General features: G+C 73.0%; 23 protein-coding genes. 13 read left to right on the forward strand and 10 right to left on the reverse strand.

The annotated features are described in order from the left end of the window. The first annotated feature begins 6 nt into the window (after positions 1-6). From B9S64_RS27770 to B9S64_RS27805, 8 genes are all read left to right on the forward strand, one after another. On the forward strand, positions 7-1464 hold the full coding sequence (locus tag B9S64_RS27770; RefSeq protein WP_103488464.1) for an NCS2 family permease: 1458 nt from the start codon (positions 7-9) through the stop codon (positions 1462-1464). A 39-nt stretch (positions 1465-1503) separates the two neighbouring features. Further along, positions 1504-2643: an XdhC/CoxI family protein gene (locus B9S64_RS27775; protein ID WP_103505142.1), complete on the forward strand. Its 1140-nt coding sequence runs from the start codon at positions 1504-1506 to the stop codon at positions 2641-2643. 326 nt (positions 2644-2969) lie between these two features. Then, positions 2970-3272 carry an urease subunit gamma gene (locus B9S64_RS27780; protein ID WP_028443780.1) on the forward strand — a complete coding sequence of 101 codons (303 nt, stop codon included), beginning with the start codon at positions 2970-2972 and terminating at the stop codon, positions 3270-3272. Further along, positions 3269-3682 carry an urease subunit beta gene (gene ureB, locus B9S64_RS27785; RefSeq protein WP_103488602.1) on the forward strand — a complete coding sequence of 138 codons (414 nt, stop codon included), beginning with the start codon at positions 3269-3271 and terminating at the stop codon, positions 3680-3682. The genes B9S64_RS27780 and ureB overlap by 4 nt, the downstream gene beginning before the upstream one ends. Next, complete coding sequence (locus B9S64_RS27790) at positions 3682-5385, forward strand: urease subunit alpha (protein WP_103488601.1); 1704 nt, start codon at positions 3682-3684, stop codon at positions 5383-5385. Before ureB ends, B9S64_RS27790 begins: the two co-directional genes overlap by 1 nt. After that, complete coding sequence (locus B9S64_RS27795; RefSeq protein ID WP_109492156.1) at positions 5385-6050, forward strand: urease accessory protein UreF; 666 nt, start codon at positions 5385-5387, stop codon at positions 6048-6050. The genes B9S64_RS27790 and B9S64_RS27795 overlap by 1 nt, the downstream gene beginning before the upstream one ends. Then, the gene (ureG, locus tag B9S64_RS27800; protein ID WP_103489532.1) at positions 6043-6759 is read left to right on the forward strand and encodes an urease accessory protein UreG; all 717 of its coding nucleotides are present in this window, start codon (positions 6043-6045) and stop codon (positions 6757-6759) included. Before B9S64_RS27795 ends, ureG begins: the two co-directional genes overlap by 8 nt. After that, on the forward strand, positions 6756-7520 hold the full coding sequence (locus tag B9S64_RS27805) for an urease accessory protein UreD (RefSeq protein WP_103489531.1): 765 nt from the start codon (positions 6756-6758) through the stop codon (positions 7518-7520). Before ureG ends, B9S64_RS27805 begins: the two co-directional genes overlap by 4 nt. Before the next feature lie 316 nt (positions 7521-7836). Here B9S64_RS27805 and B9S64_RS27810 read toward each other — a convergent pair whose 3' ends face one another. The 9 genes from B9S64_RS27810 to B9S64_RS27845 all read right to left on the reverse strand — a co-directional run bounded on the left by B9S64_RS27810 (position 7837) and on the right by B9S64_RS27845 (position 18809). Further along, the gene (locus B9S64_RS27810) at positions 7837-8973 is read right to left on the reverse strand and encodes a zinc-binding dehydrogenase (RefSeq protein WP_103489530.1); all 1137 of its coding nucleotides are present in this window, start codon (positions 8971-8973) and stop codon (positions 7837-7839) included. After that, positions 8970-9272 (reverse strand): putative quinol monooxygenase, encoded by a 303-nt coding sequence (locus B9S64_RS27815; RefSeq protein WP_103489529.1) that lies wholly within the window; start codon positions 9270-9272, stop codon positions 8970-8972. Before B9S64_RS27815 ends, B9S64_RS27810 begins: the two co-directional genes overlap by 4 nt. 5 nt (positions 9273-9277) lie before the next feature. Further along, the gene (locus B9S64_RS27820) at positions 9278-9937 is read right to left on the reverse strand and encodes a glycerol-3-phosphate responsive antiterminator (protein WP_103489528.1); all 660 of its coding nucleotides are present in this window, start codon (positions 9935-9937) and stop codon (positions 9278-9280) included. Positions 9938-9977: 40 nt separating this feature from the next. Beyond that, a complete protein-coding gene (locus B9S64_RS27825) occupies positions 9978-11531 on the reverse strand; it encodes an FAD-binding oxidoreductase (protein ID WP_103489527.1) in 1554 nt (517 codons plus the stop codon). Next, positions 11528-13201: a glycerol-3-phosphate dehydrogenase/oxidase gene (locus tag B9S64_RS27830; protein ID WP_103489526.1), complete on the reverse strand. Its 1674-nt coding sequence runs from the start codon at positions 13199-13201 to the stop codon at positions 11528-11530. The genes B9S64_RS27825 and B9S64_RS27830 overlap by 4 nt, the downstream gene beginning before the upstream one ends. A 77-nt stretch (positions 13202-13278) precedes the next feature. Beyond that, positions 13279-14856 (reverse strand): FGGY family carbohydrate kinase, encoded by a 1578-nt coding sequence (locus tag B9S64_RS27835; RefSeq protein WP_103489525.1) that lies wholly within the window; start codon positions 14854-14856, stop codon positions 13279-13281. Positions 14857-14936: 80 nt separating this feature from the next. Beyond that, positions 14937-16394 (reverse strand): MFS transporter, encoded by a 1458-nt coding sequence (locus tag B9S64_RS27840; protein WP_103489524.1) that lies wholly within the window; start codon positions 16392-16394, stop codon positions 14937-14939. Positions 16395-16863: 469 nt separating this feature from the next. Beyond that, a complete protein-coding gene (locus B9S64_RS34630) occupies positions 16864-17034 on the reverse strand; it encodes a hypothetical protein (protein WP_181387638.1) in 171 nt (56 codons plus the stop codon). A 221-nt stretch (positions 17035-17255) separates the two neighbouring features. Continuing rightward, positions 17256-18809: a peptidoglycan-binding protein gene (locus tag B9S64_RS27845; RefSeq protein ID WP_103491449.1), complete on the reverse strand. Its 1554-nt coding sequence runs from the start codon at positions 18807-18809 to the stop codon at positions 17256-17258. A gap of 607 nt (positions 18810-19416) precedes the next feature. Here B9S64_RS27845 and B9S64_RS27850 point away from each other — a divergent pair. Genes B9S64_RS27850 through B9S64_RS27860 form a run of 3 tightly spaced genes read left to right on the forward strand, consistent with a single transcriptional unit; the run spans position 19417 to position 21914 of the window. After that, on the forward strand, positions 19417-19650 hold the full coding sequence (locus B9S64_RS27850; RefSeq protein ID WP_028443769.1) for a phosphopantetheine-binding protein: 234 nt from the start codon (positions 19417-19419) through the stop codon (positions 19648-19650). A gap of 50 nt (positions 19651-19700) precedes the next feature. After that, positions 19701-20948: a beta-ketoacyl synthase gene (locus B9S64_RS27855; protein WP_103491452.1), complete on the forward strand. Its 1248-nt coding sequence runs from the start codon at positions 19701-19703 to the stop codon at positions 20946-20948. 18 nt (positions 20949-20966) lie between these two features. Next, positions 20967-21914: an alpha/beta fold hydrolase gene (locus tag B9S64_RS27860; RefSeq protein ID WP_103491448.1), complete on the forward strand. Its 948-nt coding sequence runs from the start codon at positions 20967-20969 to the stop codon at positions 21912-21914. A 20-nt stretch (positions 21915-21934) separates the two neighbouring features. Here B9S64_RS27860 and B9S64_RS27865 read toward each other — a convergent pair whose 3' ends face one another. Then, positions 21935-24325 (reverse strand): endonuclease/exonuclease/phosphatase family protein, encoded by a 2391-nt coding sequence (locus tag B9S64_RS27865; protein WP_103491447.1) that lies wholly within the window; start codon positions 24323-24325, stop codon positions 21935-21937. Between the two features lie 634 nt (positions 24326-24959). Here B9S64_RS27865 and B9S64_RS35260 point away from each other — a divergent pair. After that, positions 24960-25181 carry a GNAT family N-acetyltransferase gene (locus B9S64_RS35260; protein ID WP_258037868.1) on the forward strand — a complete coding sequence of 74 codons (222 nt, stop codon included), beginning with the start codon at positions 24960-24962 and terminating at the stop codon, positions 25179-25181. Between the two features lie 141 nt (positions 25182-25322). Then, positions 25323-26096 (forward strand): glycosyltransferase family A protein, encoded by a 774-nt coding sequence (locus B9S64_RS27875; RefSeq protein ID WP_103491446.1) that lies wholly within the window; start codon positions 25323-25325, stop codon positions 26094-26096. The last annotated feature ends 18 nt before the right edge of the window (positions 26097-26114 follow it).

The following is a 26114-nucleotide window of genomic DNA, read 5'->3' on the forward strand; positions in this document are numbered from 1 at the left end:
GGCAACATGACCCAGCAGTCAGTGGAACCCAGGACGAGTCCGGAGGACGCGGGCCCCGGCTCGCGCGTCCCCGCCGGACGGTCCTGGCTCGACCGGTACTTCCACATCTCCGAGAGAGGATCGACCGTCGCGCGTGAGGTGCGCGGTGGCGTCACGACCTTCATGGCCATGGCGTACATCCTCCTGCTCAACCCGCTGATCCTCGGCGGCAAGGACGTCCACGACCAGGTGCTCGGGCAGTCCGGGCTGATCACCGCCACCGCGCTCGCCGCGGCGGCCACCACCCTGCTGATGGGCTTCGTCGGCAAGGTGCCCCTCGCGCTCGCCGCCGGACTGAGCGTCTCCGGTGTGCTGGCCTCGCAGGTCGCCCCGGCCATGACCTGGCCGCAGGCGATGGGCATGTGCGTGGTCTACGGCGTGGTGATCTGCCTGCTGGTGGTCACCGGCCTGCGCGAGCTGATCATGAACGCGATCCCGCTCGCCCTGAAGCACGGCATCACCATCGGCATCGGCCTGTTCATCGCGCTCATCGGCCTCTACAAGGCCGGTTTCGTCCACCAGGGCACGGCCACCCCGCTCTCCCTCGGCCCCGGCGGACAGCTCGCCGGCTGGCCCGTCCTGATCTTCGCCGTGACCCTGCTGCTGATCTTCATGCTCCAGGCGCGCAACGTCCCCGGCGCGATCCTGATCGGCATCGTCGCCGGCACCCTGGTCGCCATCACCCTCAACGCGGTCGCGGACATCGACCCGAAGTCCTGGAGCAGCGGACCGCCCGAGCTGACCGGCGGCGCGGTCTCCTCACCCGACTTCTCGCTCTTCGGGAACGTCGAGTTCGGCGGCTGGGGCGACGTCGGGGTGATGACGGTCGGCATGATCGTCTTCACCCTGGTGCTGGCCGGCTTCTTCGACGCGATGGCCACCATCATCGGGGTCGGTACGGAGGCGAAACTCGCCGACGACCAGGGCCGGATGCCGGGCCTGTCGAAGGCGCTGTTCATCGACGGTGCGGGCGGCGCGATCGGCGGTGTCGCCGGAGGCTCCGGCCAGACCGTCTTCGTGGAGTCGGCGACCGGCGTCGGGGAGGGCGCCCGCACCGGGCTCGCCTCCGTCGTCACCGGGCTCTTCTTCGCGGCCTGCCTCTTCTTCACCCCGCTGACCGCGATCGTGCCGGCCGAGGTGGCCTCCGCCGCCCTGGTCGTGATCGGCGCGATGATGATGCAGAACGCCCGGCACGTGGACTGGGGCGACCGCTCCGTCGCCGTCCCGGTCTTCCTCACCGTGGTGCTGATGCCCTTCACGTACACCATCACCACCGGGGTCGCCGCGGGCGTCATCTCGTACGCCGCGATCAAGGCCGCCCAGGGCCGGGCCCGGGACGTCGGTGCCTTCATGTGGGTCCTGACGTTCGTCTTCCTCGTCTACTTCGCCCTGAACCCCATCGAGAGCTGGCTCGGCGTCAGCTGACGTACTTCCCTCCGCACTTCCCCCAGAAGGAGACACGCCATGCTGGACATCGCCGAAGAGCTCCACCGGTGGGTCGGGCAGGGCCGCGCGTTCGCCGTGGCCACCGTCGTGGCGGTCGGCGGCAGCGCGCCCCGGCAGCCGGGTGCCGCGCTCGCCGTCGACAGCGAGGGCACGGCGATCGGCTCGGTCTCCGGCGGCTGTGTGGAGGGCGCGGTGTACGAGCTGTGCCGGCAGGCGCTCCAGGACGGCACCCCCGTGCGCGAGCGCTTCGGATACAGCGACGACGACGCGTTCGCCGTGGGCCTGACCTGCGGCGGCGTCATCGACATCCTGGTCGCACCGGTGCGCGCGGACGATCCCGCGCGCCCGGTGTACGCCGCCGCGTTCGCCGCCGCCTCCGGCGGCACCGCGGCGGCGGTCGTCCGCGTCACCGAGGGCCCGGACGAGCTGCTCGGCCGCCCCCTGCTCGTCCACCCGGACGGCCGTCACGAGGGCGGGCTCGGCGGACATCCGGAGCTGGACCGCACCGCGGCCGCCGAGGCCCGCGCCCTGCTGGACGCGGGCCGCACCGCCCAGGTCACCGTCGGCGCCGAGGGAGCGCGCTGCGGCAGCCCCGTCACCCTGCTCGTCGAGTCGAGCGTCCCGCCGCCCCGCATGATCGTCTTCGGCGCCATCGACTTCGCCGCCGCTCTGGCACGCGCCGGCCGGTTCCTGGGCTATCACGTCACGGTCTGCGACGCCCGCCCCGTCTTCGCCACACGGGCCCGCTTCCCGGACGCCCACGAGGTGGTCGTCGAGTGGCCGCACCGCTATCTCGCCGCCACCGAGGTGGACGCCCGCACGGTGCTCTGCGTCCTCACCCACGACGCCAAGTTCGACGTGCCGCTGCTGGAACTGGCCCTGCGGCTGCCGGTGGGCTACGTCGGGGCCATGGGCTCGCGCCGCACCCACCTGGAGCGGAACGAGCGGCTGCGCGACGTGGGGGTCACCGAACGCCAACTGGCCACCCTGCACTCGCCGATCGGCCTCGACCTCGGTGCCCGTACGCCCGAGGAGACGGCCCTGTCGATCGTCGCCGAGATCGTCGCCGGACGGCGCGGCGGCAGCGGGGTACCGCTCAGGGGCGCGCACACCCCGATCCACCACGAGGGCACGGCCCCACTGGCCCGGGTGGCCTGAGCGACGGGCCTCCCGGCGGGGCAGGCTGGGGCGCCGCCGCGGTCGCGCCGGGGCGGACCGCGTACCGGGCCTCGGGCTGAACTGACCCTCCGGAAGGGGCCGGTGGAGGTGGTTCCGCTTCCCGCGCGGGAAGCGGAACCACCTCCTCGTATACGTTTGAACGATCAAATTATGTCCGGTTTGCCCGTATATGGCGGGCGATAACCCCAGAAAGAGACTTTTTGCGGTGCGGGGCGAGTTGCCACGGGCCTCCCGGAAGGCTTATAAGAGGAGCGTGGCTCGGGCGCTTCCGGGAATTCCGGGAAATGCCGCCATGGAGGTTTCCCATGTTTCTGACTCCGTCCGACACGGAGAAATTGCTGCTGAGTGTTGCCGGAATGATCGCCCGTGACCGACGGGAGCGCGGGGTTCTGCTCAACTACCCGGAGGCGGTCGCCCTGCTCGCTTGCTGGGTCCTGGAACGAGCCCGGGAAGGCGCCCCCGTCCATGAGCTGATGACCACGGGCCGTACCGTCCTCACCCGCTCCGACGTGCTCGAAGGCGTCCCGGAGATGCTCCACGACGTGCAGGTCGAAGCGACCTTCCCCGACGGGCGCAAGCTCGTCACGATCACCTCCCCGATCCCGTGATCCCCGGTGAGATCCGGACCGGATCCGGAGTTCTGGAGATCAACGCGGGACGCGAGATCAGGTATACGACCGTGGTGAATGACGGCGACCGTCCCATTCAGGTCGGCTCGCACCTCCATTTGCCCGATGCTAATCCCGCCCTTTCCTTCGACCGTGCGCTCGCGGAGGGATTCCGTCTCGACATTCCCTCCGGAACGTCCCTGCGTTTCGAACCGGGAGTCGGTGCCGACGTCGCCCTCGTGGCCCTGGGCGGCCGACGGGAGGTGCCCGGCCTCGTGGTGCGGACGAAGCACGCCCCCGAGACCGCGTCCGATGCCTCCGAGACCGCCTCCGAGCCCTCGGAAGCCGCGTCCGGCACCCCTGAGACCGCATCCGAATCCGCCGACACCACGGCCGGGGAGGAGAACTGATGGCACAGCTGACCCGTGCCGCCTACGCGGCGCTGTACGGCCCCACCACCGGCGACCGCGTCCGCCTCGCCGACACCGACCTGTGGATCGAGGTGGAGGAGGACCGCTGCTTCGGCGGGGACGAGGCCGTCTTCGGCGGCGGCAAGTCGATCCGCGAGTCGATGGCCCAGGCCACCACCTCCGGCGCCGAGGGCGCCCTCGACCTGGTCGTCACCAACGTGGTCGTCCTCGACCACTGGGGTGTCGTCAAGACCGACGTGGGCGTACGCGCCGGACGCGTCGTCGCCCTGGGCCGCGCCGGCAACCCGGACATGAGCGACGGTGTCCACCCGGACCTCGTCATCGGTCCCGGCACCGACGTCGTCTCCGGCGAGGGCCGCATCCTCACCGCCGGGGCCGTCGACACCCACGTCCACTTCCTGATGCCGGAGACCCTCCACGAGGCCCTCGCCACCGGCACCACCACCGTCATCGGCGGCGGCACCGGCGCCTCCGAGGGGTCCAAGGCCACCACGGTCACCCCGGGCGCCTGGAACCTCGCGATGATGCACCGGTCCCTGGACCGGGTCCCGCTCAACGTCATGCTCTTCGGCAAGGGCTCCACCGTCGGGGAGGAAGGCCTGCGCGAGGCCGCGCTCGGCGGCGCCGGCGGCTACAAGGTCCACGAGGACTGGGGCGCCACCCCCGCCGCCATCGACGCGGCCCTGCGCGCCGCCGACACCTACGGACTCCAGGTCGCCCTGCACGCCGACAGCCTCAACGAGGCCGGCTACGTGGAGGGGACGCTCGCCGCGATCGGCGGACGCGGCATCCACGTCTTCCACGCCGAGGGCGCGGGCGGCGGCCACGCCCCCGACATCATCACCGTCGCCTCGCACCCCCACATCCTCCCGGCGTCCACCAACCCGACGCTCCCGCACACCGTCAACACCGTCGCCGAACACCTCGACATGCTGATGGTCTGTCACCACCTCAACCCCCGTGTGCCGGAGGACCTGGCGTTCGCCGAGTCCCGCATCCGGGCGACCACCATCGCCGCCGAGGACGTCCTGCACGACATCGGCGCCCTGTCCATCACCTCCTCCGACGCCCAGGCGATGGGACGCGTCGGCGAAGTCATCTGCCGCACCTGGCAGGTGGCCCACGTCATGAAGCAGCGCTTCGGTGACCGGGGCACCAGCCTGCCCGCCGACAACGAACGCGCCCGCCGCTACGTCGCCAAGTACACGATCTGCCCGGCCGTCGCCCACGGCATCGACCACGTCGTCGGCTCCGTCGAACCCGGCAAGCTCGCCGACCTGGTGCTGTGGGACCCGGCGTTCTTCGGCATCCGCCCGGCCGCGGTCATCAAGGGCGGCATGGTCGTCCACGCGCCCCTCGGTGACGCCAACGCCGCCATCCCCACCACCCAGCCCGTCCTGCTGCGCCCCACCGCCGCCGCCGGGGCCGCCGCCCACCTGTCGGTCAGCTTCGTCGCCCCGGCCGCCCTGGAGGACGGCCTCGCCGAACGCCTGGGCCTGGAACGGGAGCTGGTGGCCGTACGCCCCACGCGCCATCTGACCAAGGCGGACCTGCCGAACAACACGGCCCTGCCCGCCATCGACGTGGACCCGGAGACCTTCGCCATCCACATCGACGGGGAACTCGTCGAACCCGCCCCCGCCACCGAACTGCCGCTCGCCCAGCGGTACAGCATGTTCTGATGGGCTCCCTCGCACCGCTGCTGTTCGCCGACGGCCGGCTGCCGGTCGGCGCGTACACCTACAGCGCCGGGCTCGAACCGGCCGTCGCGGCGGGCCTCACCCGTGACCGGATCCCCGCCCTGCTGCGCGCCCGGCTGCACACCACCGCAGTCACCGAGGCCGCCACCGCCGTCCTGGCCCTGCGCGCCGGGGGACAGGACCCGGTGGACTACGGCCCCGTACAGCGGGCCCTGGAAGCCCGCACCCCGGCGGCCCCGCTGCGGGCGGCCTCCACCACACTCGGCCGGGGCGTCCACCGGCTCGCCCGGCGGCTCGCCCCCGGCCACCCCGCCGTCCGCGCCCTCGCGACGGCGCGGCCCCGGCCGCTGCGCCCGGTGGCGCTCGGCGCGCTGGGGGCGGCCCTGTCGGTGGGCGAGGAGGAACTGGCGTACGCCGTGGTCTACGACGAGCTCCAGACCCTCACCTCCGCCGCCCTCAAGCTGCTGCCGGGCGACCCGCTCGACTCGGTCGCCTGGATCCTGGCGGCCGAACCGGACGCCGCCGACGCGGTGGCCGCCGCCCTGGCGGTCCGCACCCCGGACGGGATTCCCGCCCGCACCGCCCCGCTCACCGAGCAGTGGGCCCTCGACCACGAACGAAGCGAACGGAGACTCTTCCTTGCCTGACAGCGAAAACACCAACCAGCACTTCCACGCACCCCTCAACCAGCCCCGCGCCCTGCGCATCGGCGTCGCGGGGCCGGTCGGCACCGGCAAGAGCTCCATCCTGGCGACGCTCTGCCGCATCCTGGCCGGCGAACTGTCCATGGCCGTCGTCACCAACGACATCTACACCGACGAGGACGCCCGCTTCCTGCGTTCCGCCGGGGTCCTGCCCACCGAGCGCATCCGCGCCGTGGAGACCGGAGCCTGTCCGCACACCGCCATCCGCGACGACGTCAGCGCCAACCTCGACGCCGTCGAGGACCTGGAGGAGGCGTACGGGCCGCTCGACCTGGTACTCGTGGAGAGCGGCGGCGACAACCTCACGGCCACCTTCAGCCCGGCGCTCGCCGACGCGCAGATCTTCTGCATCGACGTCGCGGGCGGCGGCGACGTGGCCCGCAAGGGCGGCCCCGGCATCACCGGCGCCGACCTCCTCGTCATCAACAAGACGGACCTCGCCCCGCACGTCGAGGTGGACGTGGCGGGCATGGTCGCGGACGCCCAGGCGGTGCGCGACGGTCTGCCGGTGCTCGCCCTGTCCAAGCACGACCCGGCCTCCGTCACCGAACTGGCCGACTGGGTACGGTCGGTGCTCGCCCGGCACCGTGCCGGCAGCCATGTGCCCACCGACCCGGGGCCGATGGCGCCGCACAGCCACTCGCACCCGTGACCCGTCACGACGCACCGACCGTCGTCACGGTCCACCGTGACGCCTCGGGCCGGGACGTGGCCGGCGAACTGGCTCCCGGTACCTTCCTCGCCCCGCGCCCCCTGCTGCCGGCCGCCGACGGACTCCACGTCGCCCTGGTCGGTACCACGGCGGGCCTCCTGGCGGGCGACGACCTGCGGATCCGGATCACCGTCGGGCCGGGTGCCCGGCTGCACGTCGTGGAACCGGCCGGACTCGTCGCCTACGACCACCGGGGCGGCACGTCCGCGTGGCGGGCCGGGGTCGAGGTCGCCGAGGGTGGCGAACTGACTTGGGAGTCACGGCCGTTCGTGGTCTCCTCGGGCGCCACCGTGTCCCGCGCGATGGACGTCACCCTGGCCCCCGGCGCCCGGATGCTGTGGCGCGACACCCTGGTCCTCGGCCGCTCCGGCGAACGGGGCGGCCGGATGAGGGCCACCACCCGGGCGGTCCACGACGGCCGGGAACTGCTGGTCGAGGACCTGGACCTCACCGACCCGGACGTACGCGAACTCCCCGGCATCCTGGGCCCGCACCGGGTCATCGGCGCCGTCACCGCCCTGGGCGCCGACCCCGGTGGGCCGCCCCACCCCTCCCGCACGGCCCTGGCCGGCCCCGGCGCGCAGGTCCGGCTGCTGGACACCCATGCCCCGGCCGTGGAGCGGGAGTTGACGGGAATCTGGGAGAGCTGGCGTGCGGCGTACGACGCGGACGCGGGCATGGTCCCCAGCACTGTGCCGTGAGCCCCGGGGCCTGACGACGCCGGCCACGGCACCCTGCCGCCCCGGCGGGAGGCCCTGGCGGCTCTCCTTGGGGCCGGGCTGTGACATGTCACAGGGTACGTCCGGGTGGGGGCGGAGCGCCGGTGTGACCGCCGGGCAGCGCCATGCCGGGCCGGGCCGCGCCGGTACGCACCCCGCACGGTAAGTGGCCCCGCCCGGGATCTGTGACATGTGACAGGGTGCGCCCAGGCGGAAACGCCGCGCCGGTGCGGCCGCCGCCCCCGCCCCGCCGTACGGAGGCCGGCTCCCCAGGACGACCCCCGACAAAGGCGACCGCTCAGGCTGCCGACAGAACCGAGGTGTCGAGCACCTGACGGATCGCCCGGCCCGAAGCCAGCTCCTCCAAGGCGGTGTTGACGTCCGCGAGCGGCAGCGTGCCGGTGTGCATCAGCTCCACCGGCATCAGGCCCGCCCGCCACAGGTCCAGGAAGCGCGGGATGTCCCGGCGCGGTACCGCGTCACCCATGTACGAACCGATCAGTGACTTGCCCTCCCCCGCGAAGGCCAGGGCGGGCACCTCCAGCACCCGGTCCGGGGCCGGCAGCCCCACCGAGACGACCCGGCCGCCCCGGGCGACCGCCGACAGGGCGTCGGCCATCACCTTCGGGCTGCCCACCGCCTCCACCGCCACCCCGGCGCCGCCACCGGTCAGTTCGCGGACGGCCCCGGCCTCCTCCGGGGCGAACGCGTGCGACGCCCCCAGCCGCAGGGCCAGTTCACGCTTCTCCGGGACCGGGTCCACCGCCACGACCGGGTACGCCCCGGCCGCGCGGGCGCCCAGGACGGCCGACAGGCCCACACCGCCCAGGCCGTACACCACGACCGACTCCCCGGGGCGCACCGACGCCGTGTTGATCACCGCGCCCGCGCCCGTGAGCACCGCGCAGCCGAACATCGACGCGACGGCGAACGGCACGTCCTTCGGGATCGGCACCAGCGACTCCTGGGCCAGGACGGCGTGTTCGGAGAACGCGGACACCCCCAGCTGATGGTGGACCGGTGCGCCCGAGGCGTCCGTCAGGAGGGAGGGGCCGTGCAGCAGCCCGCCCGAACCGTTCGCCGCGGCCGCGCGTTCGCAGAGCGCCGGCCTGCCCGCCGAGCAGTCCCGGCAGAAGCCGCAGCTCGGCACGAAGACCAGGGCCACATGGTCACCCGCCGCGAACCGGCGGACACCCGGGCCGGTCTCCTCGACGACGCCCACCGCCTCGTGTCCCAGCGCCATCGGCAGCGGGCGGACCCGGTCGCCGTTGACCACCGAGAGGTCGGAGTGGCACAGGGAGGCCGCGGCTATCCGGACCAGCACCTCGCCCTCGCGCGGCGCCCCGAGGGACAGTTCCTCCACCTCGACGGGACGGGTCGAGGAGTACGGGCGGGAGACGGACGTCCCGCGCAGCACGGCGGCCCGCGTCTTCACGCCCCCACCTCCGCACGCGGCGCGCAGCGCAGCACGTCGCGGCTCTCCAGCAGCGGGACGACCTGGCCGAGCACGATCTCCCGGAAGTGCTCGGTGGCGCAGTGCGCGGTGAAGTCCGCCTCGGTGGCGTACTCCTCGTACAGGAGGACGGTGCGGGGGTCCTCGACACCTTGGTGGACCCGGTAGGCGAGGTTGCCCGGCTCCCGGCGGGAGGCGGCGGCCATGGTGTCGAGGAGGGGCAGGACGGTGTCCTGCTCCCCGGGCCTGGTGCGGTAACGGGCGACGACTACGTACGTCACGGGGACTACTCCTGGGGTGGTGCGGGCCTGTTGAGGGCGGAGGCCGGGACCGGCGGCAGCTGGTCCCGGCGCAGGTGCCACAGGCGGGGATCGGAGGTGGCGGCCGCGGCGGAGCCGAGGGCCAGTGCCAGCGCCACGTCGGCGGCGCTCTCCACGAAGCCCGCGGCGACCGAGGGGGACATCGCGCGCTGGGCCTGCGCGGTCATCCGGCCGACGATCGGCGCGGGCATGATCTCGACCAGGTCGGGTGCGCCGCGCGAGATCGCGTCCGTGGAGCGGCGCAGGTTGGACCGGTCGGTGACGAACACCTTCATCATCGTGAGCAGGCCGAGGGGCCGGCCCTTCTCTATGAGCGAGAGCCGGGTGCTGACCACCCCGTGGGCGCCCATGTTCTTGATGAACTCCAGCGCGCCCCGGTCCTGTGCCAGACCGGGGCTGCTGTCGACGTTCACGAACACGAGCTTGCCCGCCCGTCCCAGCGCCGGTACCACCTGGGGCAGTTGCCCCACGGCGAACGACGCGAGGATGCATCCTCTGGCCGGAGCCGTGAGGAACTGCCGCAGCGGCTGCGTACCGACGACCGAGGCGATCACCGGGACCTCGGCGAACGCCGAGGCCAGCCGGGGATCGAGCGGCCGGCCGAACCGGGACGGGGAGTGGGTCATGGCGAAGCCTGCCTGGTGAAGGGGTGCGGCCGGTGCTGGGTCAGTTCAGCGGAGACGTACCGAATCGGCTGGGGAGTCCCAGTTTGCCAGGGTTGAGGATTCCGGCCGGGTCCAGGGCGTTCTTGACGGCGACGAACGTCGCGAACCCGGCCCCGAGGGATTCCTCCAGGTAGGGGCCGCGCAGCAGACCGCAGCCGTGGTGGTGGCTCAGGGCCGCCCGGTGCCTGATCAGCACGGCGTTGGCCGCGTCCCACACCGCCCGGTACCAGTCGCGGCGGGACTCCGGCGCCACCTCACCGCGCAGCGAGAAGTAGACGCAGGCGCCGTCGGTGTAGGCGTGCGACTGGTGGGCGGAGGCGGCGAGCGTCCCGTCCACGGACTGGATCGCGGCGACCACCTCGTCGTAGATCACCGGGAGGTCGGCCCAGGACGCGGCCATCTCCAGGGTGTCCGCGACGAATCCCGGGCCCGGGGTGAAGCCGTCCGCCGACTTGCCGACGAGCATCCGCTCGTCCAGCCAGCGGGTGAAGACCGCGTCGCTGTCCAGCTCGGGGCCGTACGCGGAGCAGACCTCGGTGGCCACCGAGATAGAGGCGTCCACGATCGCCGGGTCGCCCTCGTCCGCGATCAGCAGCAGATTGGTCTCGGGGTGACCGAAGTGGGTGCCCGACTCCAGCGCGTCGTACAGGCGCAGCACGGCCGGGGTCGCGCCCCGCCGCATGATCTTCCGGCAGGCGTCCAGGCCCTCCGCGAAGCTCGCGAAGCCGAAGGCCACCGCCTTGGCGTACGTCGGCAGCGGGTGCACACGCAGCCGCGCCGAGACGATGACGCCGAGGGTGCCCTCGGAGCCCACGAACAGCTGGCGCAGGTCCGGGCCGACCGCGGCGCGGGTGTAGTCGCCGTAGGTGGCGCGGGTGCCGTCCGCGTGGACGACGTCCACGCCGACGACCATGTCCTCGATCTTCCCGTACCGGGTGGAGAGCTGGCCGGCACCGCGGCAGGCGATCCAGCCGCCGACCGTGGAGACCGCGAACGCCGAGGGCCAGTGGCCCGTGGTGACGCCGTACTCCTCCTGCAACTGCTTCTCGAACAGGTCACCGAACATGCCGGCCTCGACGCTGACGACGTTCGACTCGGCGTCGAAGGCGGTGATGCGGTTCAGCCCGCAGACGTCCAGCACCACACCGCCGAAGACGGGGAGCGCCGCACCGGTCACGTTGGAACGGCCCGCGGAGGGGGTGACCGGGACGCCGGCCGCGTGGCAGATCCGCAGCACGGCCGCGACCTGGTCGGCGTCCACCGCCTCCACGACCACCGCGTCCGGGGTCGCCGGGCGGCCCTCGGTCTCACCGATCATCGAGCCCGCCCACCAGTCGCGGGTCCGGGTGACGACCTCCTCACGGGTGGTGTGCACGGCGTGCGCGGCCTCCCGCAGCGCCTCCACGACGGCCTCGGGGACCTCGACGGGATCGCTCTGGAGCGCGGCCTCGCCGTCACCGACCGGCGTGTTCCGCGCCCACTTGGCGAAGCTCGGGGCGCCGACCGTGTAGTCGCCGCGGTTGAACGGGTGGGTGATGGTCTGACGGCTGATCATGCTGCTGCCCCTTCGAGGAGTACGGACTTTTCGTGGCGGACGGAGGCGAGGTACGCGGAGACGGAGCGCTCCACCTCGGCGTCCGGGAGGTTCAGTTCGCGGCCGAGGACCGCGCCGACGGCCTCGGCCGCGTCGGCGGACGCGTCGCGGGCGAACAGCCGGGCGCGCAGCCGGCGGGAGAGGACGTCGTCGACCGACCGGGCCAGCTCCGCGCGGACCGCGTAGACGACCTCCGCACGGGTGTAGGGGAGTCCGGCGACGACCGGTTCGGCCAGCGACGGGTCCTCCTGGATCAGGTCACCGACGAACCGGGCCTCCGTGCCGTAGCGCTCGCCCAGGTGAGCGGCGAGGCCGCCGGAGGCGGCGACGGCCTCCGCGTCGTACCCCGCGCCGCCGAGCAGCGGGAGCTTCGCGGTGCGGCTGGACGCCTTGCGGCCGAGCACGGTCATCACCTTGTCGATGACCAGTTCGCCCATGTGCCTGCTGGTGGTGAGCTTGCCGCCGGTCACCGTCACCATGCCGGTGCGGCCGATGGTGATGTGGTGGTCGCGGCGCATGTCGAGGGTCGCGCCCTCCTTGCCGCCGACCAGCGGCCGCAGCCCGCCGATCGAGCCGACCACGTCGTCCTCGGTGAGCGTGCCCTCGAACGCGGTGTTGGCGCCCTCCAGCAGGAACTCCATCTCCCGGCGGGTGCAGTGCACGTCGTCCGGGGAACCCTGGTAGTCCTCGTCCGTGGTGCCCAGCACCACGCGGTCGCCCCAGCGGGTGCAGGTCGCGCGGCGGGCCCGGCCCGGGATCGGCACGGTGACGGTGCAGTTGATCCGCACCTTCTCCCACGGCACCACGATGTGCACGCCCTTGGCGGGACGGACCTGCGGGCGGTGGCCCTCGTCGGCCTTCGCGTCCAGCTCGTCGGTCCACACCCCGGTCGCGTTGACGACGGCCCGGGACCGGATGTCGATCGTGTCGCCGTCCACCGACACCCGCGCCCCGGACACCCGGCCCGCCTGGGTCAGCAGCCCCTCGGCCTTCGCCCCGTTGAGTACGGTCGCGCCGAGCGCGGCGGCGGTCCGTACGACGGTCAGCACCAGGCGCGCGTCGTCGGTGCGGGCGTCGAAGTACACCAGCCCGCCCTTGAGGTTCTCCGCGCGCAGGGTCGGCGCCTGGGCGAGCACCTCGGGGACGGTGAGCCGCTGGTGCAGCTTGCCTATCCGCCAGCCGCCGACCAGGTCGTACGTCCACAGCAGGCCCTCGAAGCCCTTGGCGAGGCGGGCGTCGAAGACCCCCTCCTTCTCCAGGACCGGGAAGAGGAACGGCAGCCGGTGGACCAGGTGCGGGGCGTTCTTGCGGAAGCGGTGCCGCTCCAGCAGCGAGTGGCGTACGAGGTTGACGTTGCCCTGCTCGATGTAGCGCAGACCGCCGTGCACCATCTTCGAGGACTTCGACGAGGTGCCGGACGCGAAGTCGTCCTTCTCGACCAGCGCCGCGCGCAGCCCGCGCGAGACGGCGTCCAGCACGGCGTACGCACCGGTGATGCCGCCGCCGATGACGACCACGTCGTACGTGTCGTCGGCCAGCCGGCGCTTGAGCGCCTGACGGTCCAGCAGCAAGGGGGTGCGGCGGGTGGCCGCGGCGCTGCTCCGGGATTTCCGGGCGGGCAAGGTGATCACGACATCAACTCCTGGTGTTTCGGGTGCGGCGGCCGAGTGGTCGGGTGGCCGGCCGCCGGGCGGCGGTGAGGGCGCCGTCAGTGGGGGGTGTGCGGCGGAGAGCCGGGCGCGCCGTACGGGCGCAGCTCCGGGTCTCCCAGATGGGCGATGAGGACGTCCCGCCAGGCGGCGCGTTGCGCGGTGCGCTCGGCCCGGGAGACGGAGGGACGGAAGACACGGCCGTGCGGCTGGGCCTCGACGACCTCGTCGAGCGAGGACCACAGCCCCTGGGCGGTTCCGGCCAGATAGGCGGTGCCCCGCAGGCTCGCGGTGGCCGAGTCGGCGACCCGCTCCAGCTCCAGCCCGGTCAGGTCGGCCTGGATCTGCATGAGCGGGTCGCTGCCGGAGACCCCGCCGCCCAGCCGCAGCCGGGTGAACGGTCCGCCCATGGTGTCCGCGATCCCGTCGATCAGGTCGCACACGGAGTGCGCGATCCCGTCGAGGACGGCGCGGGCCAGGTCGGCCCGGGTGGTGGCGAGGGTGAGCCCGGTGAGGGCGGCGGTGGACTCCGGGTGCCAGACCGGCGTCCGTACCCCCGCGAGCGAGGGCACGAAACGCGGGGTGCGGCCCGGCCGGGTGGGGACCCGGCCCGCCTCCTCACCGAGCTCCTTCGGCGAGGCGAACAGGCCCAGGTCGTCGCAGAGCCAGCGCATCGCCGAACCCGCCGTGGAGGTGTAGGCCTCCAGGCTGTAGTGGCTGGTGCCGCCCTGCCGCCGGCCGGGCTGGGCGAGCACCCCGGAGATGTCCGGCCGGGGCAGGGCGGGCACGGTGCCGGTGGCGGCGTCCACGAAGGCGCCGGTCCCGTACATGACCATGCCCTGCCCGGCGGTGAGCCCGCCGAGCGCGACCAGGGCCGCGTGCTGGTCGCCCATGGAGGCGGCCAGCGGGACGGCGATGCCGAGGGCGGCCGGGTCGGTCGTGCCGAACCCGGCGTCGTCGGACCGCAGTTCGGGCAGCAGGTCGAGGGGGAAGCCGAGCCGGCCGATCCACTCCTCGTCCCAGGCGTGCTCCGTGAGGAGGTACCCGCCGCTGGACGCGGCGTTGGTGGGGGTGGTGGCGTGCACCGCCCCGCCGGTCAGCCGCCAGATCAGCCAGGTGTCCACGGTGCCGAAGAGCAGCCGCCCGGCCCGGTGCGCCTCGGCGGCCTCCGGGTGCGTGGCGATCTGCCGGGCGGCCCAGAGGAACGGGGCGCGGGCCCCCACGGGCCGCCCCTGCCGGGCGAGCAGGACGGCGTCCCACTCCGTCTCGTACGCGGTCAGCTCGGCGGCGTACCGCCGGTCCTGCCACACCACGGCGGGCAGCAGCGGCCGGCCGGTCACCCGGTCCCAGAGCATCGCGGTGGCCCGCTGGGTGGACAGGGCGACCGAGGTGACGGTGATGCCGTCCTCCCGGGCCCGCCCGACGGCCCGGCGCGCCACGTCCAGCGTGGCGGTCCAGATCTCCATCGGGTCCTGCTCGACGGAGAGGTCGTCCGGATGGCTGACCTTGATCGGCCGGTAGAGCACCTCGTGGGCGGCGCCGGAGTCGAGGACGACACCGGCCCGGGTGCCCGTGGTGCCCTCGTCGATGGCCAGCACACCGCGCCGTGGGGCGGCGCCGGGGAAGGTCTGCGTCATTGCGGCCCTTTCATCGCGAGCAAGCGAGCGGTACGGAGGGGAGGGGGACCATCGTGCGGGGGCGCGGGTCCCGGGAGCGGTCAGCGCGCGGTCGTGGTCTTCGCGGTGTCCGGCAGGCCGCCGGGGGCGTCGGTGGACGCGAGCGCGTCGGCGGCGGCCTCGTCGGGGGACCGGTCGGCCTTCATCGGATCCCACTTGATCGCCAGACAGGTGATCATGCCGAGCAGCGGGACGACGGAGAGCACCAGGAAGGTGTCGGCGAGCCCCAGCGAGTCCTTGATCTGCGGGAACAGATACAGCCCGGCCACCGAGCCGAAGCTGCCCACCATGCCGGTGACCCCGGTGCCCAGTGCGCGCACGTCACTGCTGTACGACAGCGCGGCGATGGACTTGCCGTTGGCGCCGGGCCCCGTGGAGTGGCACAGGATGAAGAGCACCGGCAGCAGGAACGCCACCGCGGTCGGGACCTTCTCGAAGGTGAGGCCCATCGCGAGCAGGGCGACGAAGACCCCCGCGAAACCGGCCGCGGAGCTGAGCCGCAGCCCCAGGCGGCGTCCGAAGTACGCCGAGAGCAGACCGCCCGCGATACCGAAGGCGTTGAAGACCATCGAGCCGATGGTGGCCTTCTCGAAGCTCTCGCCGAAGATCGTCAGGCTGATCAGCGGGAGGTACCAGCCCACCGCGAAGTACTGCATCGACTGCCCGAGCGAGATCACCGAGGAGAGGATCGTGCGGGGCAGGTAGTCGCCCTTGAACAGCACCCCGGCGTGGCGGAAGCCGATGGCGGGAGCGGCGGAGGAGGCCAGGGTGGCGGCGTCGGGCCGGCCGGCGACGGCCTTGATCCCGTAGATCGCGTCCAGGTTGGCGACCGCCTCGTCCAGCCGGCCCTTCCCGGCCAGCCAGGTGGGGCTCTCCTTGAGCATCGTCCACTGGCCCACCAGCAGCAGGACCGCGACGACGGCTGCCGAGCCGACCGACCAGCGCCAGATGTCCGCGCCGACGTCCAGGTTGAAGAAGAGCAGGGCGAGCGCGAGGTTGCTGGTGGTGGCGACGTACCAGACGGCCTGCCACAGGTTCAGCCGGCCGCCCAGCTTGGCGGGCGTGTACTCGGCCAGCAGCGCCATGGCGACGGCGAAGTCGATGCCGTAGGCGACGCCGACCAGCACCCGGCCGACCCAGACGACGCCGAAGTCGTCGGCGAACGCGGCGATCAGGGCGCCCGCGATGGCGAAGGCCTTGGCGAGCAGCAGCGGCGGCACCCGGCCGATCCGGGTGGCGAGCCAGCCGCCTATCGGGTTGAAGAGGATTGCCAGGGCCGGAGCGGTGGCCGTGAGGATCGACACCTGTGTGCTGGTGAGCTCCATCTGGGACGTCATCGGTCCCAGACCGGCGCTCAGCGCCGCGTTCGAATAGGCGTCGAGGAACAGTCCACCGAATACCAGGAACCAGATGACCTGCGCCCGGCCGGTGATCTTACCCAGCCCATCGATGAGCCCAACGACGTCGGCGACGCCTTTGACGCTCGGACGTTGTGCCATGAATCCGCCTTCGAGGAGGACCCATCGGTGGCACGGGGAGCACAAAAAAACAGGCATGACGAAACCACCGACAGGTGGTCTATGTCTGTGCCTGTCAAAACACTGCGGAAAGCGCCGCAGCACGTGAACTGCTGAAATGCGTGACTACGCAGTGAGATTAAGAACGCGCGAGGAGGAACGTCAAGGGTTTCCAGGAGGTTACCGAAACGTGACGCCCCGGGCCCGGCCCCGTTCCGGACGCGCGACACGGCCGTACGGGGCCGGGCGGGCCGGGCGGGCCAGGCGGGGGCGGGGGCGGCCTGCCGCCCGGCCACGGACGCCGCCACCGGCGCGGCCCGGCTGCCCGTGCGGACCGTCGCGCCTGGCCAGCCGTGCCGGCCATGCCGACCGTTGCGCCCGGACGACCGTCGCGCCCGGCCGACCGTGCGGCCTGGCCCCCCGTGCCGCTCCGGCCCCCCCCGCGGCCCGGCTACCCGTGGCGCCTCCTGTCCGCGCGCTCCCGCGCCTTGCGCCGTTCCACGGTGTACGCCGACCAGTCGCCCCGGTGCCGGTCGCACCGGGAGGCCCCCACCATGGCCAGCCGCGCGCAGCGGGTGCCCTTCAGTGTGGGTGCCCCGCATGTCGGCTGCCTACGTGCCATGCCTACCGCCCCCTGGGTCCGGCCGGCCGGTGTGCCGGCGGGACCCAGGATCGTCCGGCGGCGATGCCCCGGGGAAGGCGTACCCGCACCCGGCCGGTGCGCTCCGGAGCGTACGGGCGGTCAGGCCGGCGCCTTCCCGGGAGCGCCGCCGCGCGTCCCGGAAGGTGAACGCCGAGGTCCGCCCGGCCGGTCCGGTCCGGGCACGCGGGATTGACGGTGCGTCAGCGGCCGGACTGAAGGGCCGTCCAGGTGCCGGCCCCCACGCTCCCGTCCACCGCCAGCCCGCGGGCCCTCTGGTAGTCGCGCACCGCCGTGCTCGTCGCCGGGCCGAACGACCCGTCCACCGCCAGCGTCGAGCCGAGCGCGGCCGTCAGCGCCCGCTGGATCCGCTTCACCGCGTCACCCGAACTGCCCTGGGCGAGCGCGGGGGTGGTCCCGGCCGACAGCAGCGCCGTCCAGGTCCTCGCGCCGACCGTGCCGTCGGCCGGGAGGCCCCGCGTGGTCTGGAACGCCTGGACCGCGCTCTTGGTGGCGGGCCCGAAGAGGCCGTCCACGGCCCCCGGCTCGTACCCCTGGTCGTCCAGGAGCCGCTGGAGCGCCCTCACCTGGTCGCCCGCGGAACCCGTCTTCTGGGTGTCGTACGCCCCGAAGCTCAGCTCGTCGCTCCCGCTGCCGGAGCCGCCGGCCCCGGCGACGAGCTGCATGTAGTAGGTCCAGTTCCAGTTGGCTCCCGGGTCGGTGTGGTCGTTGCCGGGGGCCTCGCTGTGCCCGATGATGTGCGACCGGTCCTTGGGGATGCCGTAGTGGTCGCAGAGGTGGGCGGTCAGGGCGGCCGACGAGCGGTACATCGGGTCGGTGAACCACGACGGGTCGTCGATGAACCCCTCGTGCTCGATGCCCAGCGACGAGGAGTTGGCGCTCTTGGCGTGGTAGGCGGTGTCCTTGTCACGCACCATCTGGGTGATCTGGCCGTCCGAGGAACGGACCACGTAGTGGGAGCTGACCTGCGACGCGGCGTTCTGGAACCAGCTGATGGTGCCCGCGTACGAGCCCTGCGTGACGTGCACGACCACCTTGTCGACCGTGGCCGTCCGGCCCGTCGCGTAGTTGGCGGAGGCGGCCGGCACCCAGAGGGCCGGAGGGTAGTCGGTGCTCTGCGCGGTGACGTCCGCCGAGGCCAGGGCCCCCTTCTCCGGGGCGACCGGACGCGAGGTCACGGTGATCCGCTCGCCCGCCACCGTGGTGTGCAGCCCTTGGGCCAGGAAGGTGTACACGGTGTCCGCGTAGAGCGCGGCGACCGGGCCCTGGGCGCCGCTGTAGCGGGCGACGGCCGGGTACCAGGCGTTGATGTCGGCGCGCTCGTCCCCGTCCAGGCCGAGCGCGTCGGCGTGGCTGCGCAGGACGGCGGCGCCGCCCAGGATGTTGGCCTCGGTGTCCTGGCGCAGTTCGGCCGGCGTCTCGCCGGTCAGCTGGGCGGCCTTCTCCAGGGAGTGGTTCACGGGGTTGCTGACCAGGTGCATCACCCCGTAGCCGCCCGCCTGGCTGGGGCGGCCGGAGTGCCCGTCCAGGTGGGTCTCGCCGTAGCCGACGGCGGCGAGCAGGTCGCGCGGTACACCGTAGGCCGCGGCGGCCCGTGTGAACGCCCGGTTCATCGGATCGGGTGTGGTGCCGGAGGCGGCGGGAGCGGGGGAGACGGTGGCGACCAGGGCCGAGACGGTGAGGGCGGCCAGAGCGGCCGGGCGTCTCGCGGTGTGGCCGGCGGGGGGTCGGGGCATACCTGCTCCAGGTTCGTGGGGGAGGGGAAGGCTCCCGGACCCGGTGGGGTGGGCCGAGGGCCGTCGAGCCCGAGCAGGCTATCCATGTGATTAGGGCATGACAATGATGTCCCGGCGTGTCCAAATCGCCTTCACCCGAACGGAGTTGAGGCGAGGTTGGAGGGTCCGCCGTCCTGGCCCGTCGCGATGTCCGGGCCTCTGGGCCCCGGGGCGGGCGCGGGAACCCTCCGCGCGTGCCTGGAACCGGTCCGCGCGGCCGCGACGGGGTCACCGACCGCGAGGTGGCGGCCCGGCGCCGGGCCTGAACCGGTTCGAAGGCCGTGCTCACGAGGCCTGCGGTCCAACGCCCGCTTCAGAGGCCCTCGTTGACGTATGACCTGGGCGCATGCGGCCGCGGTCCGCCCTGGAGCCGAGCCCTCGCCCCCACCCGGCGTCGCCGTGGATTCGCACACCTGGTCGGAGCTCCCTCCTCCCGGGGGAACGCGGCACGGAAACCGGCCCGTGAAGGCGTATAAAGGGTGCCTCCGGAGCAGCCGGCGCCCCCGACGGCCCCCGCCCCCACCCCACGCGGCCGGCGTCACCGCGTACGAGAGCTCAGGAGCGTCGCATGAGTACCTCGGAAGAGATCAACGCCCTGCTCGTCAGCAGGTTCGGCACGGACCCCGCGGCCATCCGGCCCGAGGTGCCGCTGCGCCAGCTGAGCCTGGACTCGCTCGCCCTGGAGGAGCTCAGGCTGCTCATCGAGGACCGGCTGGACATCGACCTCGACGACATCGTCCTGAGCTCGCGGGACACCCTCGGCCACCTGGTCGCCGCGGTGCACAGCAAGGCCGGCGCGTGACGGCCCCGGTGCCCCGCACACGCGGCTCCGCCGAGCGGGCGGCCGGACCGATCGCCGCCCGCCGGGGAGCCGGACCGTACGCCGCCGCCGTCACCGGCATCGGCCTGGTCACCGCCGCCGGCACGGGAGCCGGTGCCGCCTGGCACGGCGTCAGTGACCTCGCCACCGCGCCCTCCGTCCATCCCGTGGACGAACTCGCCGGGCTGCCCTGCGACTTCATGTACACCGTCACCGACACCGACCCGAAGGCCGTCCTGGGGGTCGCCGCCCAGCGGCTCATGGACCGCTTCTCGCAGCTCGCCGTGATCGCCGCGCGGGAGGCCGTCGCCGACGCCGGTCTCGACCCCTCGGTGTGGGACAGCGGCCGGGTCGCCGTCGTCATCGGCTCCGCCCACGGCGGCCTGCCCTTCTACGACGACCAGCACACCACGCTCACCGAACGCGGGGCCCGGCGCGTCTCCCCGAAGCTTGCCCCGCTCACCGTCGTCAACGGCGCCGCCAGCAGCGTCGCCATGGACCTGGGCGTGCACGGCCCGAGTCTGGCCGTCTCCACCGCCTGCTCCTCCGGCACCGTCGCCATCGGCACCGCCCACCAGATGCTCCGCGCCGGCGCCTGCGACATCGTCGTGGCCGGCGGCGCCGAATCGGTCCGCTCCCGGCTCCTGATCGCCAGCGCGTGCCAGATGCGGGCCGTCTCCACCCGCCGCGACGACCCCGCGGCCGCCTGCCGGCCCTTCGACTCCCACCGGGACGGCTTCGTCGTCGGCGAGGGCGCGGGCCTCCTCGTCCTGGAGCACCCCGAGCACGCCCGCGCACGCGGTGCCACCGTGCGCGCCCACGTCGCCGGCTACGGCGCCTCCAGCGACGCCCACTCCGCCGTCGCCCCCGACCCCGACGGACTCGGTATCGAACGGGCGCTGCGCACGGCCCTGGCCGACGCGGACCTCGGCCCCGACGACATCGGGCACGTCAATGCCCACGGCACCTCGACCGTCGCCAACGACCTCATCGAGGCGGCCATGCTCCACCGCGTCCTGGGTGAGCACCCTCTCGTCACCTCCACCAAGGCGATGACCGGGCACACCCTGGGCGCCGCCGGAGGCATCGAGGCCGCCCTGACGGTCCTCGCGCTCCAGCACCAACTGGTCCCGCCCACCGCCAACCTGGACGCACCGGACCCGGCGATCCCGGTCGACGTGGTGAGCAAGGAGGCCAGGCGCGGCAGGTTCGACTGCGCCGTGAAGACCTCGCTGGGCTTCGGCGGGCACAACGCGGCGCTCGTCCTCACCAGGGCCTGACGGGAGGCGAGGAGCACCATGACCCAGGAGATCATCCGGTCGCTGTCCGTCCGCGGACTGCGGTACAGCTACCGGGTCCTGCCCCGCGACGGCCGGGGTGAGCCCGCCGCGACCGAACCCGTCCTCGTCCTCGGCGGCGCCCTGCAAGGCATGTACGGCTGGCCGCAGATGGATGAGCACCTCGGCCCGCTGACCGACGTGGTCACCGCCGACCTGCCCGGCATGGGCACCGCCGACCCCCTGCCGCCCGGCCCCGCGGCCGCGGTCCTGCGCGACGCGGTCACCGCGATCGTGGACGACCTCGGTGTCCCCCGGATCAATCTCTTCGGCTTCTCCTACGGCGCGGCCATCGCCTTCGGCTGGGCCCGGCACGCCCCCGCACGCGTCGCCCGGCTGGTGCTGGGCGGCGTCCCGGTCCACATCGGGGAGGCGCAGCGCGCGTACTGGCGCCGGGCGGCCGAACGCCTCGCCGAGGGCGACCAGGAAGGGTTCGCGGCGCTCGCCGCCGACGGCCTGATGTGCCTGGACCCGGACCGGCCCGTCCACCGTGGAGAGCTGGCCCGCCGCTACGTCCGGCGCTCCTTCCTGCACGCCCTGCGCGGCGACTCCCCGCACACCGTGGACTCGCTGCACCGGGCCCTGGAGGACCGTCCGGAGTTCACCGGGGGCCTGTCGGGCGTACCGGCGCTGGTCTTCGCGGGCGAGCACGACACGGTCACCTCACCCGAGCGGCAGCGGGAGTTCGCGGCCACGATCGAGGGCAGCCGCTTCCTCACCCTGCCCGAGTCCGACCACTGGGTCGTGCTGGAGCGGTCCGACGAGGTCGCGGCCCTGGTGGCCGGTTTTCTCACCCGGCCGCTCCTCCCGCACCAGGCGGCGGAACCGGAGCCCCAAGCGCTGCCGTACCCGGACACGGACGTGTGGGGCGGGCCCCGCCGGACCCGCCCCACCGTCACACCGCCCTGACGCTCACACAGCCCTTGGGCTCACTTGATCCGCACGATCTGCGGGTCGTGGTCGCTGGCCTGGTCGGCGAACTCCGCGTTGATGTGCACCACGTCGTAGTCGAGGCGGCGGATGCCGGGGCTCGTCAGGATGTGGTCCAGCGTCTGCGAGTTGCCGTCGTAGACGTAGCTGTACTGCTCCGCCTTCGGCAGGGTGGTGATGAGCGGCTTGAGCACCCGGCCCCGGGTCAGCGCGTCCATCGTCGGGGAGAACGCGAAGTCGTTCAGGTCTCCGAGCGTGACGACCCGCGCCGACTTGTCCGCCTTCAGCAGCGAGGTGACGAAGGTGTTGACCTCGGCCGCCTGCCGGATCCGCTGCGTCTCCGAGGAGCGCGTCGGCTCCTGGAAGCGGCCGTGCAGGGACTGGTCGCCGCCCTTGGACGCGAAGTGGTTGCCGATCACGAACACCGGCTCGCCCCGGAAGAGGAACTCGCCCACCAGCGGCTTACGGCTGGAGTTCCAGGCGTCGCTGGTGGGGTTGATCCGGCCGGGCGAGACGGAGAGCGTGGCGCCCTTCCGCGTCTTCACGGCCGTGACCGCGGTGGTGGCGTCACCGCCCGCCCGGTCCACGAACGAGACCCGCTTCGGGTTGAACAGGAAGACGTTGCGGATGTTGCCGCCGGGCTCGCCGCCGTCCTTGTTGTTCTCCGGGGCGACGTAACGCCAGGAGTACCGGGGGCCGCCGGCGGCGACGATCGCGTCCGTGAAGCGCTTCAGCGTCGCCTCGGAGCCCACCGTGCCGTCGTTCACCGCGCCGTTGTCGTCCTGGATCTCCTCCAGGGACACGATGTCGGGGGAGGAGAGGTTCACCGCGACCCCGGAGGCCAGCGTGTCGAACTTCACCTGGTCGTCCAGCGCGTCCAGGTTCTCCACGTTGTACGTGGCGACGGCGAGTTCGTCACGCTTCTGCTTCCGGGTCACCTCGCGCCGCAGACCCTTGTCGACGTGCCGGCCCAGCTGGGTCGCCTGCACGTTGTAGCCGCCGTACGAGGCGTAGTCCAGGACGCCCGTGGTCGTCCCGGCCAGTGTGTCGCCCACGTTCGCCACCGGCACCGGCTGCGCGGGGTCCAGCGACATCACCTTGAGGCGGCCGGTGTTCTGGTCCTCGTAGGACCGGTACAGCGTGCCGCCGCGCCGGGTGGGGTTCTCCTTCGGCTTGACGGTGACCCAGACCTCGTCGTACGCGGTCGTCGCACCGGTCACCCGGGTGTCGGACATCGTGACCCGGACACCTTCCAGCGACTCGTACAGGTCCAGGGCGTACCGCTTCGGCTGCAGGGGCAGCGCGTCGATCGAACCGCCGCCCGCCGTCGGCACATAGGCGTCCGGCACCGAGCGCGCGTTCAGGACGACCGGCGCGGGCAGGGCGTTGCCCGAGGAGAGGACCGTGGTCCGCGGGGCGGTCAGCTGGGTCAGCGACTGGGTGCCGGTGGCCGGGTAGTACTCTGCGACCTGCCCGCTGACCAGCACCGAGTCCCCGACCGCCACGGCGGGCACAGCGGAACCGGTGTAGACGAACAGGCCCTCGCTGGTACGCGGGTCGTCGTCCGGCGCGGTGTCCTGGATCCAGAAGCCGTGCGAGCCGCTGGTGCGTACGCCGGTGACGACACCCGGGACCCCGGTCACCGGCTGTCCGGCGAGCGGCGAGACGCGGGTGGTGCCCTGGATGTCGTGGATCCGTACGGTGCCGGGCTCGGTCGGCCCCTCGGGCTCCTCGGGGACGGAACCGCCGGAGGTCTCCCCGGCCGCGTTCACGGGGGTCGGGGTGCCTGAGGTCAGGTCGGCCGCGTTGTCGTCGGTGTCCGCGAGGGAGGCGCCGCGCGCCACGGAGGAACTGGCCGAGGCCCCCGTCGCCGGTCCGCTGCCCTCCCGTACGACGGCCGTGCCGTAGCCCACGAGATCCACGATCCGGGTGTCGGCCGCACAGTCCGCGGCGGTCTTGCAGGTCAGCGGCGTGGTACCGGAGACCAGCGCCACGGTCCCGGCGGTCGCGGACATCGCGGTGGTGCCGGTGGCGTCGGCGGCCGGCAGGTCCACGGTGCCGCCGGTACCCGCGGCCTGGGCGACGAGGTAGCGGCCACCGGGCGCGACGGCACCGGACAGCGGGGTGACCTGCCACTGCGAACCGGCCGACGGGGTGCCGGGGAGGTACTGGACACTGAAACCGGACAGCGCGAACTGGCCGGACGAGGCGTTGGCCAACTCGATGAAGTCGCGGGTGAGCGTCGCACCGGAGTTGCCCCCGCCGCCGTAGACCTCGGAGATCACGGCGGACGAGGACGGAGCCGCGAAGGCGGCGGGCAGCGCGGTCACCGACAGGGTCACGGCGACGGCACCGGCCAGCAGGGCGGAGCCGGATCTGGCTATGCGCACGGGAACAGCCCCCAAGTAGGTAGTGAGGAGGCAAAAGCTATGCGCGTAGACATGGGCTGACAAGGAGTCGCGAGGTTAAATCCCGGCAACACCCCGATGCGCCGGGCGCGGACCACCGGCACGCCCCCTCGGCGCGCCCCGCCCGCGCCGGTCGGACGGCACCGAACCCGGGCGCCGGAGCCGTGTGGGCTCGCGGACGCAACCGGTACGCCGCCGGAACGCGTGTCGAGGGATGGAGAAGTCGGAAGCCGTCACCCGCCGTGTCCGTACGGGAGTTGGCCGGTGCGGCCGAGAGGTTCAGGAGATGCCTCATGCCGGACGAGATCACGCTGCGTCCCGTCACCGCCGATGATCTCGACCTGTTCGAGGGGGAGTTCAGTGGCCCGGAGGGCTGGGGCCCGCACGCGTGGTTCGGCTTCCAGTCGACGGCCGACCTGCGCCGCCGCTTCGCGGAGAACGGTCTGCTCGGTCCTGACGGAGGTCTGCTCTCGGTCGCCGAGGGTGACGTGACGGTGGGCCGGGTCAAGTGGTTCCCCGGCAGTTGGGGGCCCGCCGATCTGACCAACTGGAGCCTGGCGATCGGCCTGGTGCCCTCCGCCCGAGGCCGGGGCACAGGCACCCGGGCCCAGCGGTTGTGGCGGAGTACCTCTTCGACCACACCCGCGCCGACCGGCTCCAGGCGTGGACCGACCGCGCCAACCTCGCTGAACAGCGCGCGTTGGAGAAGGCGGGCTTCGTGCGGGAAGGCGTGCTGCGCTCCGCGGTGTGGCGCGACGGGCAGTGGAACGACGCGGTGCTCTTCTCCCTGCTCCGCGCGGAGCGGCCCGGTGGCGCGCCGCGCGGCACGGCACGGTGATCGCCACGACAAGGGGCTGCGGCAGGCGCGGGGCGCGCAGAAGAGAGACGGCGTAAGGCCCCCGACGGCGGCCGGGGGGCGGGTACCCCGGCCGCGGTGCTTGAATGGACCGTCGTCCCTGGTCCGGCAAGGAGAAGCGCTGTGCCCCTGGTATCTGTCGTGATGCCCGTCTACAACTCGGCATCCACTCTCGGCGCGGCCGTCCGGTCGGTGCTCACCCAGACCCACAGCGACCTGGAGCTGCTGGTTACCGACGACCGCTCCACCGATGACTCCATGGACCTGCTCCGTGAGTTCGCCGAGCGGGACGAGCGCGTCCTGCCGGAGTCGGCGCCCGAACAGGGAGGTGCGGGCCGGGCCCGCAACCTCGCGATCGAGCGGGCCCGCGGGGACTACGTCGCCTTTCTCGACAGCGACGACATGTGGCTTCCGGAGAAGACCGAGAAGCAGCTCGCCTTCGCCGCGGAGGCCACCGCGCCGTTGACGTTCACCTCGTACTTCAAGATGGACGCCGACCACGACGGCGAGAGCACCGACTGGGTCCCCAACGGGCGGGTGGTCCGTGCGCGGGAGCACGTGGACCACCGCGCGATGCTGGTCCGGGACCACATCGGTGCCCTCACCGCCATGTACGACCGCAATGCCCTGGGCACGAGGCTGATGCCGGAGATGCGCAAGCGCCAGGACTACGCCCTCTGGCTGTCGATCACGCGGGAGGGCGCTGACGCCCGGGGCCTGGCTGAGCCGCTTGCGGTGTACCGGGCCAACCAGGCGGGATCGCTGTCCTCCAACAAGCTCTCGCTCGTGCGGTACAACTGGGCTCTGTACCGCCAGCACGAGCGTCTGTCGGTCCCACGGTCGACGCGGGCGCTGACCGGGGCCGTATGGCAGTCCCTGCGAAACTCGCGCGTCTGAGGGCTGTCCGTCCCGTGA

This window comes from Streptomyces sp. SM18, assembly GCF_002910775.2.
GTDB classification, from domain to species: Bacteria; Actinomycetota; Actinomycetes; order Streptomycetales; family Streptomycetaceae; genus Streptomyces; species Streptomyces halstedii.